The 12032-nt window shown below is 70.9% G+C and carries 11 protein-coding genes and 1 riboswitch; of the genes, 2 read left to right on the top strand and 9 right to left on the bottom strand.

Features of this window, described 5'->3' with window-relative positions; genetic code table 11:
* The first annotated feature begins 85 nt into the window (after window positions 1-85).
* Window positions 86-493, top strand: a complete 408-nt coding sequence (locus ACIQ8B_RS17315) for a VOC family protein (RefSeq protein ID WP_106412218.1) — start codon at window positions 86-88, stop codon at window positions 491-493.
* Window positions 494-890: 397 nt separating this feature from the next.
* On the top strand, window positions 891-1565 hold the full coding sequence (locus ACIQ8B_RS17310; protein ID WP_403547673.1) for an LAETG motif-containing sortase-dependent surface protein: 675 nt from the start codon (window positions 891-893) through the stop codon (window positions 1563-1565).
* Between the two features lie 66 nt (window positions 1566-1631).
* Here the strand turns inward: ACIQ8B_RS17310 and ACIQ8B_RS17305 are convergent, their stop codons facing one another.
* The 9 genes from ACIQ8B_RS17305 to tsf all read right to left on the bottom strand — a co-directional run bounded on the left by ACIQ8B_RS17305 (window position 1632) and on the right by tsf (window position 11934).
* Window positions 1632-2429 carry a maleylpyruvate isomerase family mycothiol-dependent enzyme gene (locus tag ACIQ8B_RS17305; RefSeq protein WP_290006594.1) on the bottom strand — a complete coding sequence of 266 codons (798 nt, stop codon included), beginning with the start codon at window positions 2427-2429 and terminating at the stop codon, window positions 1632-1634.
* A 24-nt stretch (window positions 2430-2453) separates the two neighbouring features.
* Window positions 2454-3473 carry an ABC transporter ATP-binding protein gene (locus tag ACIQ8B_RS17300; RefSeq protein ID WP_403547670.1) on the bottom strand — a complete coding sequence of 340 codons (1020 nt, stop codon included), beginning with the start codon at window positions 3471-3473 and terminating at the stop codon, window positions 2454-2456.
* Window positions 3474-5129 (bottom strand): iron ABC transporter permease, encoded by a 1656-nt coding sequence (locus ACIQ8B_RS17295; RefSeq protein ID WP_290006600.1) that lies wholly within the window; start codon window positions 5127-5129, stop codon window positions 3474-3476.
* Window positions 5126-6217: a thiamine ABC transporter substrate binding subunit gene (locus tag ACIQ8B_RS17290; RefSeq protein WP_403547668.1), complete on the bottom strand. Its 1092-nt coding sequence runs from the start codon at window positions 6215-6217 to the stop codon at window positions 5126-5128. Before ACIQ8B_RS17290 ends, ACIQ8B_RS17295 begins: the two co-directional genes overlap by 4 nt.
* Before the next feature lie 80 nt (window positions 6218-6297).
* A riboswitch (TPP riboswitch) is annotated at window positions 6298-6403 on the bottom strand.
* Between the two features lie 64 nt (window positions 6404-6467).
* A complete protein-coding gene (gene rlmN / locus ACIQ8B_RS17285) occupies window positions 6468-7574 on the bottom strand; it encodes a 23S rRNA (adenine(2503)-C(2))-methyltransferase RlmN (protein WP_106412222.1) in 1107 nt (368 codons plus the stop codon).
* Window positions 7575-8345: 771 nt separating this feature from the next.
* The gene (locus ACIQ8B_RS17280; protein WP_403547666.1) at window positions 8346-9470 is read right to left on the bottom strand and encodes a phosphatidate cytidylyltransferase; all 1125 of its coding nucleotides are present in this window, start codon (window positions 9468-9470) and stop codon (window positions 8346-8348) included.
* Entirely contained in the window at window positions 9470-10027 is a 558-nt protein-coding gene (gene frr, locus ACIQ8B_RS17275; RefSeq protein WP_006136598.1) for a ribosome recycling factor, read from the bottom strand. The genes ACIQ8B_RS17280 and frr overlap by 1 nt, the downstream gene beginning before the upstream one ends.
* Window positions 10028-10147: 120 nt before the next feature.
* Window positions 10148-10906 carry a UMP kinase gene (pyrH, locus tag ACIQ8B_RS17270; RefSeq protein WP_106412224.1) on the bottom strand — a complete coding sequence of 253 codons (759 nt, stop codon included), beginning with the start codon at window positions 10904-10906 and terminating at the stop codon, window positions 10148-10150.
* 191 nt (window positions 10907-11097) lie between these two features.
* Window positions 11098-11934, bottom strand: coding sequence for a translation elongation factor Ts (tsf, locus tag ACIQ8B_RS17265; protein WP_290006612.1), 837 nt, complete (start codon window positions 11932-11934; stop codon window positions 11098-11100).
* Window positions 11935-12032 lie beyond the last annotated feature (98 nt).

Genomic DNA, 12032 nt, shown 5'->3' with positions numbered 1-12032 from the left:
GAACTTTTCCCGGACGCGATGAGTTCCGCGCGGGCCTCCGGTCTACCCCCACGAACGGTGACGACGAACAGGGAGAGGCCCCGTCATGTACCAGCAGATGATCTTCGTGAACCTGCCCGTCGAGGACATCGACGCCTCGAAGAAGTTCTACACGGCGCTCGGCTACTCCATCAACGAGCAGTTCAGCGACGAGTCCACCGGTTCCGTCGTGATCAGTGACACGATCATCGCGATGCTGCTGACGAAGGAGAAGTACGCGCAGTTCACGAAGAAGGAGATCGTGGACGCCCGCAAGAACAGCGAGGTGCTGCTGGCGCTGAGCGCCGAGAGCCGGGAGAAGGTCGACGAGCTGGTGGAGAAGGCCCTGGCGGCGGGCGGGTCCCCGGCCGGCGAGACCCAGGACCTCGGCTTCATGTACGGCCGCTCCTTCGACGACCTCGACGGCCACACCTGGGAGGTCGTCTGGATGGACCCGGCGGCCGTGGAGGGCTGACGGTCGGCGGCCGTACCGGACACGGCAGGGGCCGGGTGCTCGCCGGAGCGCCCGGCCCCTGCCGTTTTCCCGTCGTGCCGGAAGCCCGGCGGGGGCTGACGGCACGCCTCTTGACCGGCCGCTCCTTCAACTGGCCCTCCACGTACGGCCGGTGAGCGTTCCCGGCCGCGACGGCCGGATCGATGCGGTCCCTCGGGCGCGTAAACGTCCGGGTGGTTAACAAATAGGCAAAGCCCGGTCCCCCGGTAGGCATATGCGTTGACACTACTTATGCGGCGCTTATAGACCTGGGAGCCTCACGGGAGTGCTGAGCTTTCGTCAACTCTCCCTCAACCCCCCGCATTTACGCTTCATGTAAAGGACAAACGTGGCAGTTCTGTCCGTATCACGCCGCACCGTGACCCGCTCCGTGCGCGCCCTCGGTGTCGTCTCCGCGTCCGCCGCGCTCGCGCTCGGAGCCGCCGGCAACGCCGCGGCGTGCAACATCAACGAGTTCTCGGCCGAGGCGAAGTGCGACGGTGAGAAGGGCGTCATCACCGTCACCGACGTCGACCCGGCCGGCGTCCCCGCCACCGTCACGGTGTTCCTGCAGAACAACGGCGCCGACATCAAGAAGGTCGGCGAGCAGGTGGTCAAGGGGTCCAAGGAGGGCACGACCATCACCTTCGAGGAGGACTGGAAGCCCAACGCCGTCTACCGCATCCACGTCAAGGCCGAGCCGTACGTGGACGAGGACATCAAGCCGAACCTGACCACGCCGTCGACGCCGTGCAAGGAGGACGAGGAGGAGTCCCCGTCCCCCGAGCCCACGCCGTCGGAGGAGACCTCGGCCCCGGCCGAGGAGAACGAGGAGCCGAGCCCGGTCCCGTCGGAGGGCGGGAGCGAGAGCGCCGCTCCCCCGGCGGACACGTCGGACAACGCCCCGTCCCCGGCCGGTGAGTCCAACCTCGCCGAGACCGGCGCCAACTCCAACACCGGCCTGATCGCCGGCGTCGCGGCCGCCCTGGTCGCCGTCGGTGGCGGCGCGATCTTCTTCGGCATGCGCCGCCGCGGGGCGAACAGCCGGCGCTGACGCCTCCCGGAAACGCCCGCGGCCCGTCCCGAACCGGGGGCGGGCCGCTCGCCGTCGACGGACCGGTCAGCCGAACGTGGCCCGTTCCAGCCAGCCGTCGAGCACCGCGCGCTCGCCGAACACCTCGACGCGCGGGTCGTCCAGCGGGATGCGGCGGTAGAAGGCGAGCAGCACCCAGGCGAGCGGCCCGCGCAGCGCGACCGTGGCCTTCTCGTGGCCGCGTCGCCAGGACACCCCCTCCTCGTCCAGCCGCACCAGCCACTCCGCGTTCACCTCGGGCGCGGTGTCGGTGGCGTGCAGGTGGATCGTGCGCAGGGGCCCGCGCAGCCCGTGCACCTCGTCGTCGGGCAGTGTCCGCTGCGCCCACTCCACGATCTCCAGCCACTCGTCGACCGCGTCGGCGGCCACCTCGGGCGCGACCTCGTAGGGCAGTCCGGCGGCGAGTGTGGCGTCCGCGCGGTGCACGGTCACCTCGTGGGTCATACGGCGGGCCCAGAAGCCGGCGTTGTCGATCCCCGCCCAGCTCCACACCCGCGCGTCCGGCCCGGCCTCCCGCAGCGCGGTGACGGCCAGATCGCCGCTCCGGGCCAGCCAGGCGTCCAGCGCGGCGGCGTCACCGCGGACCCCGGGCCCCTCGAAGCCCGGCACGTCCTCCTCCGGGGTCTCCTTCTCGGCCCCGGTCCGCACCATCAGGGCCGCCCAGCGCAGGGCGCCGCCGATGTGCCGTACGAGCTGTTCCAGTGACCAGTCGGGCGTGGTCGGCACCGTGCGGGACAGGTCCGTCCCCGACGTCACCACCGCCCTCAACTGCCCCACCTGATGGGCGATCTCGTCGCAGTAACGCTCATGAGCGAGTCGTGTCATGCCGCCCACCCTAGGTACCGGTGATCAGCCCAGAACAGCGATTTCCGCGCCGTCGAACTCCACACCGGTCACGTCCCCGACGTCCGGGGCGTCCCGGAGCGCGCAGGCCGCCTCCAGCGCCGGCGCCCCCTCCGGCTGGAGGCGCACGGCGACATGGGTGCCGCGGAAGGTGCGCGCGGTCACCGTGCAGCACAGCCCCGCCCCGGCCGGGACCAGCCGGACCCCGGCAGGCCGGACCAGCAGCGGCCGCGTGCCCTCGGGAGCGCCCTGCGGCACCGGCACCTTGCCCCAGGGAGTGACGGCGACGCCGTCGGCCACGGCGGCCTCGACGACGTTCTCGAAGCCGAGGAAGCGGGCCACGAAGGCGTCGGCGGGCCGCTGCCACACCTCGAGAGGCGTGCCGGACTGGGCGATCCGTCCGTCGCGCATCACCACCACCCGGTCGGCCAGCGCGAACGCCTCGCCCTGGTCGTGCGTCACCGCCAGCACGGTGGTGCCCAGCCGTCCGAACAGCTCGCGCAGTTCGATCACGAGCCGCTCCCTCAGCGACCGGTCGAGCTGGCCGAGCGGCTCGTCGAGCATCAGCAGCCGCGGGCTGGGGGCGAGGGCGCGGGCCAGCGCCACCCGCTGCTGCTCACCCCCGGACAGGGCGGAGACGGCCCGCCCGGACGCGGCGGGCAGCCCGACCAACTCCAGCAACTCGCCCACGCGCCGCGTCTGTTCGGCGCGCGGCACGCCGTGCATGCGCAGGCCGAAGGCCACGTTGCCGCCCACGTCCCGCTGCGGGAACAGCTGGTGGTCCTGGAACATCAGTCCGACGCCCCGCCGGTGCGCGGGCACGCCCGACTGGTCCCGTCCGTCGAGCAGGACCCGCCCGGCGTCCAGGGGCCGCAGTCCGGCGACCGCGCGCAGCAGCGTGGACTTGCCGCTGCCGCTGGGACCGAGCACGCACACGATCTCGTGCTCGGCGATGTCGAGGTCGACGGCGTCCAGCGCGGCCCGCCCGCCGAAGCGGACGGTCGCGGCCTCGAGGCTGAGCAGCATCTAGAACTCCCCGGTCCGGTCGGTCCGCAGCCGCTCCAGCACCAGCAGCGCCACCGCGCACACCACCATCAGAATCGTCGACAGGGCCATCGCCTGCCCGTAGTTGAGGTCCCCGGGCCGTCCCAGCAGCCGCGCCACGGCCACCGGCAGGGTGGGGTTGTCCGGCCGCGCGATGAACACCGTCGCCCCGAACTCCCCCAGCGACACCGCGAAGGCGAACCCGGCGGCGATCAGCAGCGCCCGCCGCACCAGCGGCAGGTCCACCTCCCGCCACGCCCGCCACGGCGACGCCCCGAGCACCGCCGCCGCCTCCCGCAGCCGCACGTCGACGGCCCGCAGTACCGGCAGCATGGTCCGTACGACGAAGGGGACGCCGACCAGTGCCTGCGCGAGCGGCACCAGGATCCAGGAGGCGCGCAGGTCCAGCGGCGGTTCGTCGAGGGCGATGAGGAAGCCGAAGCCGACGGTCACCGCGGACACGCCGAGCGGCAGCATCAGCAGGGCGTCGAAGCCGCGCACCAGCCGGCCCGCGTCCCGCCGGGTCAGGGCGACGGCGGCGAGACCGCCGATCACCACGGCGATCACGGTGGCGGCGACGGCGTAGCGCAGGGAGTTGCCGATCGCCTCGATCGGGGCGACCAGGAAGACGCCCCCGTCCGCCTCGGTCAGCGCCCGGTAGTAGGCGAGGCCGGCGCTGCCGAAGGAGCGCTGGACCAGAACGGCGAGCGGCAGCAGGAGCAGCACGGCGACCGTGGCGACGACCCCGCCGAGCAGCGCCCACTGTCCGGCGCCGCGCGGGCGGCGGGCGGTCACCGAGGCGTCGACCAGCCGCAGCGCGGTCTCGCGGCGCCGCACGGTCCAGGCGTGCAGGGCGAGGATCGCGCCGACGGCGAGGAACTGGATCGTCGTGAGGACGGCGGCCGTGGACAGGTCGAAGAGGTCGGCGGTCTGCCGGTAGATCTCCACCTCCAGGGTGGAGAAGGCGGGACCGCCGAGGATCTGCACCACGCCGAAGGAGGTGAAGGTGAAGAGGAAGACCATCAGCGCGGCGGCGGCCACCGCGGGGGCGAGCGCCGGGAGGGTGACCGTGCGCCAGGCGGTGAGACGGGAGGCGCCGAGCATCCGCGCGGCCTCCTCCTGACGCGGGTCGAGCTGGGCCCACAGTCCGCCCACGGTGCGGACGACCACGGCGTAGTTGAAGAAGACGTGGGCGAGGAGGATCGCCCAGACCGTGGTGTCGAGACGCACGCCCCACAGCTCGTCCAGCAGTCCGCCCCGCCCGACGAGCGCCATGAACGCCGTGCCGACGACGACCGTCGGCAGCACGAACGGCACGGTGATCACCGCCCGCAGCACCTGTCTGCCGGGGAAGTCGAAACGGGCCAGGACGTAGGCGCCGGGCAGGGCGGTCACCAGGGTGAGGACCGTGGAGACGAGCGCCTGCCAGGTGGTGAACCACAGCACCTGGCGGATGTCGGACTGGGCCAGCACGTCCGCGATCCGTCCGGGCTGCCAGCCGCCGTCGGCCTTCAGTCCCCGGGCGACGATCGCGGCGACCGGGTAGGCGAAGAAGACCGCGAAGAACGCGGCCGGCACGGCCATCAGGCCGAGCCGGGCCGCGTTCCGGCGCCACCGTCCGGGCCGGCGCGGGGTCACTTCAGTACGAGCGAGGTCCACGACTTGACCCACTGGTCACGGTTCTCGGCGATCTTCGCCGGGTCCATGGTCCGCGGCTCCTTCGCCTGCGGCCCGAACTTCACGAACTCCTCGGGCACCTGGGCGCCCTCGCGCACCGGGTACACGAACATGTTGAGCGGCATGTCGTCCTGGAACGTCTTGCTGACCAGGAAGTCCAGCAGCGCCTTGCCGCCCTCGGGGTTCTCGGCGTTGCTCAGCAGCCCCGCGTACTCGACCTGCCGGAAGCAGGTGCCCTCGGCGACGCCGGTGGGGGCGGTGTCGGGCCGCGGGTCGGCGTAGATCACCTCGGCGGGCGGCGAGGAGGCGTACGACACGACGAGCGGCCGGTCCGCCTTGGCCTGCTTGCCGCCGGCCGAGCCGGAGAACTCCTCGTTGTAGGCATGCTCCCAGCCGTCGACCACCTTGACGCCGTTGGCCTTGAGCTTCTTCCAGTAGTCCTCCCAGCCTCCCCCGTCGCCGTACTCGGCGACGGTGCCGAGCAGGAAACCGAGGCCGGGCGAGGAAGTGGCGGCGTTCTCGACGACGAGGAGGTCCTTGTAGGCGGGATCGACCAGGTCGTCGAAGGTCTTCGGCGGGGTCAGCCTCTTCTTCTCGAACCACGCCTTGTCGTAGTTGACGCAGACGTCACCGGTGTCGACCGGGGTGACCCGGTGCTTGTCCTCGTCGGCCCGGTACTCGGGCAGGATCAGGTCGGAGCCCTTGGCCTCGTAGGGCTGGAAGAGGCCGTTGTCGAGGGCGCGGGACAGCAGGGTGTTGTCGACGCCGAAGAAGACGTCCCCCTGGGGGTTGTCCTTGGTCAGGATCGCCTTGTTCACGGCCTGCCCCGCGTCGCCGTCCTCGAGGACCTTGAGCTTGAAGCCCGACCGCTTCTCGAAGGCGGCGACGACGTCCTCGGACACGGCCCACGAGTTGTGGCTGACGAGGGTCACGGTCTTGGAGCCCTCGCCGCTGCCGCTGCTGCCGTCCGCGCCGGACGACCCGCAGGCGGACAGCGTGACGAGCCCCAGACCGACCGCCAGGGCCGTGACCTTCTTGGTGATGTCCACTTGATCCCTCCTGGAGTGACCAGGAAGAGACGCGGCCCTGCCCGGGACCCCTGGGCGGGGTCCCGGGCAGGGCGCAACAGCTCGAGTGATGACCGATCTCCCTACCCAGAATGACCTGGGCCAGGTTCGGAGGGTCTGCGGCCGGTGCCGCACTCTCAGCGCTGTGGCGCTCCCCTGTCGGAATATGAAGGTGTACTGAAGGTGTGCTTATTCGGATGTTGCCTGTTCAGATGTACTGACCGGGGTCACCTTACCGCTCGGTCGCGGCGAGCTGACCGCACGCCCCGTCGATCTCCTGTCCACGGGTGTCCCGGATCGTGACCGGCACACCGTGCGCGGCGATCGCCTCGACGAACGCCTTCTCGTCCTCGGGCCGCGACGCGGTCCACTGGGAGCCGGGCGTCGGGTTGAGCGGGATGAGGTTGACGTGCACGGGGCGCCCCTTGAGCAGCCGCCCCAGCCGGTCACCGCGCCACGCCTGGTCGTTGATGTCCCGGATCAGCGCGTACTCGATGGACAGGCGCCGCCCGGACTTCGCCGCGTACTCGAACCCGGCGTCGAGCACCTCGCGCACCTTCCACCGGGTGTTCACGGGGACGAGGGTGTCGCGCAGCTCGTCGTCGGGGGCGTGCAGCGAGATGGCGAGCCGGCACTTGAAGCCCTCGTCGGAGAACCGGTGGATGGCCGGCACGAGGCCCACCGTCGACACGGTGATTCCGCGCTGCGACAGGCCGAGCCCGTCGGGCTCGGGGTCGGTGAGCCGGCGGATGGCACCGACGACCCGCTTGTAGTTGGCGAGGGGCTCGCCCATGCCCATGAACACGATGTTGCTGAGCCGCGCGGGCCCGCCGGGCACCTCGCCGTCGCGGAGCGCCCGCATCCCGTCCACGATCTGGTGCACGATCTCGGCGGTGGACAGGTTCCGGTCCAGCCCGGCCTGCCCGGTGGCGCAGAACGGGCAGTTCATGCCGCACCCGGCCTGCGAGCTGATGCACATGGTGACCCGGTCCGGGTACCGCATCAGCACCGACTCGACGAGCGTCCCGTCGAACAGCTTCCACAGCGTCTTGCGGGTCGTCCCCTGGTCGGTCGACAGGTGCCGCACGACGCTCATCAGCTCGGGAAGCAGCGCTTCCCGCAGCTTCCCGCGCGAACCGGCGGGGATGTCGGTCCACTGCTCCGGATCGTGCGCGTACCGCGCGAAGTAGTGCTGCGAGAGCTGCTTGGCACGGAACGGCTTCTCACCGACCGCGACGACCGCCTCCTTGCGCTCGGCAGGCGTGAGATCGGCAAGATGCCGCGGCGGCTTCTTGGCTCCGCGCGGCGCTACGAATGTGAGTTCTCCGGGCTTAGGCATGGCTGTACCAGTGTCGCAGATCCACAAGGGTGACCCGCAGGCGTCGGCCGCCGCACCGGTCGGTGGTGCTCGTCACCGGTCGCGGCTCGGCAGCCCCGGGCGGATCGTGGCCGGTGCCGCCCCTCCGTCCTCGCCGAGCCGAACACTCAACTGGGCTCCGATCTCCCGGCACCTGAACGAGCGGGCGACCCGTCGGGACGATGCCCGTCGGCCTCTCCACTGCGGCATGAGGCCCGCGCCGAGAGCGTGCGCGACCGCCGCAGAGGCCACCGTCTTCGCCGGTCCGCGTCCGCGATGCTCCGGCACCGTCAGGACGGACGGATGCGCCGTCCTTCTCGGCCAGGCCTGATATGCCGCCGCGGCCTCGTCCGTCGGCACCGTGATGATCCCCGCTCCGTCCAGGACCACGATCCCGCACCACGAGGGCGGACACAGCTTCGACGCCGGTGAGACGACCACGCCGGCGGCGGGTCGTCCGAACTCCACGGGTGCACCGGCCAGGTCCTGCCACAGCGCACGAGCACGTTCCACCAGCGGATCCGGCGTCATGCCCGGGGATTGTGCCACCCGAAGATCACGCGGAGGAACGGCTGCTTCCGCCTGTGGCCGCAGGCAGCGCGTGGCCCATGCCGGGCGCCTGCACGAAGCGTGCGCCGCGGATCACCTGGAGTCCGGGCGCGTCGACCGGGCCGCGCTCCTGGAGAGCGGCGGCACGCGTCGGCCCCCGTCCTCCGGGAGGACGGGGGCCGTGCGGCGGCAGGAGGACGGACCTCAGCCCGTGCCCACGAAGATCGCCAGCAGCAGCCACACCACCGGCGCCGTCGGGAGGAGGGAGTCCAGGCGGTCCATGATGCCGCCGTGGCCGGGCAGCAGCGTGCCCATGTCCTTGATGCCGAGGTCCCGCTTGATCATGGACTCACCGAGGTCGCCCAGCGTGGCGCTGACGGCGACCGCGAGGCCGAGGAGCAGGCCCTGCCACCACACGCCGTCGTCGATCAGGAACTGCATGCACAGCGCGCCCGCCGCCATCGAGAAGGCGACCGCTCCCAGCAGGCCCTCGCGGGTCTTGCCGGGGCTGATCCGCGGGGCGAGCTTGCGCTTGCCGAAGCGCCAGCCGACCGCGTACGCGCCGGTGTCGCTGACCACGGTGAGCGCCAGGAACGTCAGCACGCGCCACGGACCGTCCTCGGCCTTCAGCAGCATCGCGACGAACGTCGCCAGGAACGGCACGTAGAAGGCGGCGAAGACGCCCGCGGTGACGTCCTTGAGGTAACCCTCCGGCGGTGCCGTCATGCGCCAGACCAGCACCGCCAGCGTGGTGAGCGCCATGGCGATCCACGCGCCCTCCGCGCCCCGCGCGTACCCGGCGACGACCATGGCCGCGCCGCCCAGCGCCAGCGGGACGAGGGGCGCCTTGATGCCCTTGCGTTCGTCCAGCCGCGTGGTCAGCTCCCACAGGCCCACCACGACGGCGACGGCGATCACCCCGACGAAGGCGGCCTTGACGACGAACAGCGACGCGACGATCACCGCGCCGAGTCCGACGCCGACGCCTATCGCGGCACCGAGGTCCCGCCCCGCGCTCTTCTTCTGCGGTGCAGGCGCCGGCTGCGGGGCGTGGGGCATGGGCTCCGGATTCTGCGGCACCTCCCCCGGCAGGGGGCGGGCCCGCGTGGGCTCGTCTCGGAACAGGGGGCCGCTCAGCCGAGCGACCCCCCGGTCCGCATCCTGGTCTCCGCCGTGTTCGGGTACGTCGGGCACGATGGGCATGGGGCGCGTCTGCTGTGCGTTGTGCGCATCGTACGCGGGACCCGCCGGGACAGCTCCCCGGCCGGGTCCGTGGTCGGACGGCCCCCAGTACCCGGTCTGCGGCGTCCCCCAGGAAGAGTCGTTCATCAGACCTCGAGCAGCTCCGCTTCCTTGTGCTTCAGGAGCTCGTCCACCTGGGCGACGTACTTCGCCGTGGTGTCGTCGAGCTCCTTCTCCGCACGGCGGCCCTCGTCCTCGCCGACCTCGCCGTCCTTGATCAGCTTGTCGATGGCCTCCTTGGCCTTGCGGCGGACGGAGCGGATCGAGATCTTCGCGTCCTCGCCCTTGCCCTTGGCGACCTTGATGTACTCGCGCCGGCGCTCCTCGGTCAGCTCGGGGAACACCACCCGGATGATGTTGCCGTCGTTGCTCGGGTTGACGCCCAGGTCGGAGTCACGGATCGCCTGCTCGATGTTGCGCAGCGCGCTCTTGTCGAACGGGGTCACCACGGCCATGCGCGGCTCGGGCACGGAGAAAGAGGCCAGCTGGTTGATCGGCGTCGGCGCGCCGTAGTAGTCGGCCACGATCTTGTTGAACATCGCCGGGTGCGCACGGCCGGTGCGGATCGCGGCGAAGTCCTCCTTGGCGACCACGACGGCCTTCTCCATCTTCTCCTCGGCCTCGAGGAGGGTCTCTTCGATCACCACTTGCTCCTGCGTGTCTTGAGTAGGCCCGGCTGCGGTCCACGGTCGGGGCGGCGGCCGGCTGCGTCGCGTCTTCTTCCTGCACGGTTCACGACCGGCAGGACATTGTCCATCCCCCGGTCAGTTGTGCCCGGCCTGGTCGCCCACCAGCGTGCCGATCTTCTCACCCTTGACGGCGCGGGCGATGTTGCCCTCCTTCAGGAGTTCGAACACGACGATCGGCAGGCTGTTGTCACGGCAGAGCGTGACGGCCGTGGCGTCGGCGACCTTCAGGTCCCGGGTGATGACCTCGCCGTAGCCGAGGGCGTCGAACTTGACGGCGTCCGGGTTGGTCTTGGGGTCGGAGTCGTAGACCCCGTCGACACCGTTCTTGCCCATGAGGAGCGCCTCGGCGTCGATCTCGAGGGCGCGCTGGGCGGCGGTGGTGTCGGTGGAGAAGTACGGCATGCCCATACCGGCGCCGAAGATGACCACGCGGCCCTTCTCCAGGTGGCGCACGGCACGCAGCGGGATGTAGGGCTCGGCGACCTGGCCCATGGTGATGGCGGTCTGCACGCGGCAGTCGACGCCCTCCTTCTCCAGGAAGTCCTGGAGGGCGAGGCAGTTCATCACGGTGCCGAGCATGCCCATGTAGTCGGAGCGGGCGCGGTCCATGCCGCGCACCTGGAGCTCGGCTCCGCGGAAGAAGTTGCCGCCGCCGATCACGATCGCGATCTGCGCGCCGTCCCGTACGACGGCCGCGATCTCGCGTGCGATGGCGTGCACCACGTCGGGATCGACGCCCAGGCCTCCGCCCCCGGAGAAGGCCTCTCCGGACAGCTTCAGCAGAAACCGGCCGCGCACTTTGCCGTCGTCGCTCTTCTCAGCCTTGGTCGTCATGGTCGAATCCCGCCTCTTTCACGTGTTGCACATACGAAGAAGGCCATTGCCGGTGGGGCGTGGTTCGCATCCCATGCGGCAATGGCCTCCTCGTCAGATCTGCTGTCGCCCGGCACGCGCGCGTGCGTGGACGCGTGTCCGAACGACTGCTGTCGACCCTATCGGGGTCGCGCGCCCGTCGCGGTGCGGACTCAGATGCCGACCTTGATGCGCGTGAAGCGCTTCAGGGTGACACCGGCCTCGTCCAGGACCTTCTGGACGGACTTCTTGTTGTCCAGCGCGTAGGGCTGGCCGAGCAGCGTGGCGTCCTTGAAGAAGCCGTTGAGGCGACCCTCGACGATCTTCGGCAGGGCGGCCTCGGGCTTGCCCTCGGCGCGGGTGGTCTCCTCGGCGACGCGGCGCTCGGACTCGACGACCTCGGCCGGGACGTCGTCCTTGGAGAGGTACTTCGGCGCGAAGGCGGCGATGTGCTGGGCGACGCCCTTGGCGATCTCGGCGTTGGGCTTGTCCAGCTCGACGAGCACACCGATCTGCGGGGGCAGGTCGGGCATCGTGCGGTGCATGTACGCCGTCACGTAGCCGCCGGCGAACTGCGCGAAGCGGTCCAGGACGATCTTCTCGCCCAGGTTGGCGTTGGCCTCGTCCACGAACGCCTGGACGGTCTTGCCGGCCTCGATCTCGGAGGCGAGCAGGGTCTCGAGGTCGGCCGGAGAGGTCTTGGCGACGTGCTCGGCGATGGCGGCGGCCACGGCCTGGAACTTCTCGCCCTTGGCGACGAAGTCCGTCTCGCACTTCAGCTCGACGAGGACACCGGAGGAGTTGTCGTCGGCGATGATCGAGACCACGGCGCCGTTCTCGGCGGAGCGGCCCTCGCGCTTGGCGACGCCCTTCTGGCCCTTGATGCGGAGCGCCTCGACGGCCTTGTCGACGTTGCCGTCGGCCTCGTCCAGCGCCTTCTTGCAGTCCATCATGCCGGCGCCGGTGAGCTCCCGGAGCTTCTTGACGTCGGCGGCGGTGTAGTTCGCCATGAGTCTGTGAATCTTTCTCGAAGTCTGGAGGTTCGAAGATCGGCGGGGCGGGACCGCCGCGCGGACAGGTCCCGGGCCACCGCCGGTCTACGGGTGAA

Origin of the sequence: Streptomyces sp. NPDC096105 (assembly GCF_044763335.1) — a bacterium.
GTDB lineage: Bacteria > Actinomycetota > Actinomycetes > Streptomycetales > Streptomycetaceae > Streptomyces.
Note: the sequence above shows the minus strand (reverse complement) of the source record. Positions and strands in the feature narration are given on the sequence as shown.

Bases quoted from the DNA above. Each gene is read 5' to 3' on its own strand.
- ACIQ8B_RS17300 (WP_403547670.1), bottom strand. From the start codon at position 3,473: ATGCTGCTCAGCCTCGAGGCCGCGACCGTCCGCTTCGGCGGGCGGGCC.
- ACIQ8B_RS17315 (WP_106412218.1), top strand. From the start codon at position 86: ATGTACCAGCAGATGATCTTCGTGAACCTGCCCGTCGAGGACATCGAC.
- ACIQ8B_RS17305 (WP_290006594.1), bottom strand. From the start codon at position 2,429: ATGACACGACTCGCTCATGAGCGTTACTGCGACGAGATCGCCCATCAG.
- rlmN (WP_106412222.1), bottom strand. From the start codon at position 7,574: ATGCCTAAGCCCGGAGAACTCACATTCGTAGCGCCGCGCGGAGCCAAG.
- tsf (WP_290006612.1), bottom strand. From the start codon at position 11,934: ATGGCGAACTACACCGCCGCCGACGTCAAGAAGCTCCGGGAGCTCACC.
- ACIQ8B_RS17280 (WP_403547666.1), bottom strand. From the start codon at position 9,470: ATGAACGACTCTTCCTGGGGGACGCCGCAGACCGGGTACTGGGGGCCG.
- pyrH (WP_106412224.1), bottom strand. From the start codon at position 10,906: ATGACGACCAAGGCTGAGAAGAGCGACGACGGCAAAGTGCGCGGCCGG.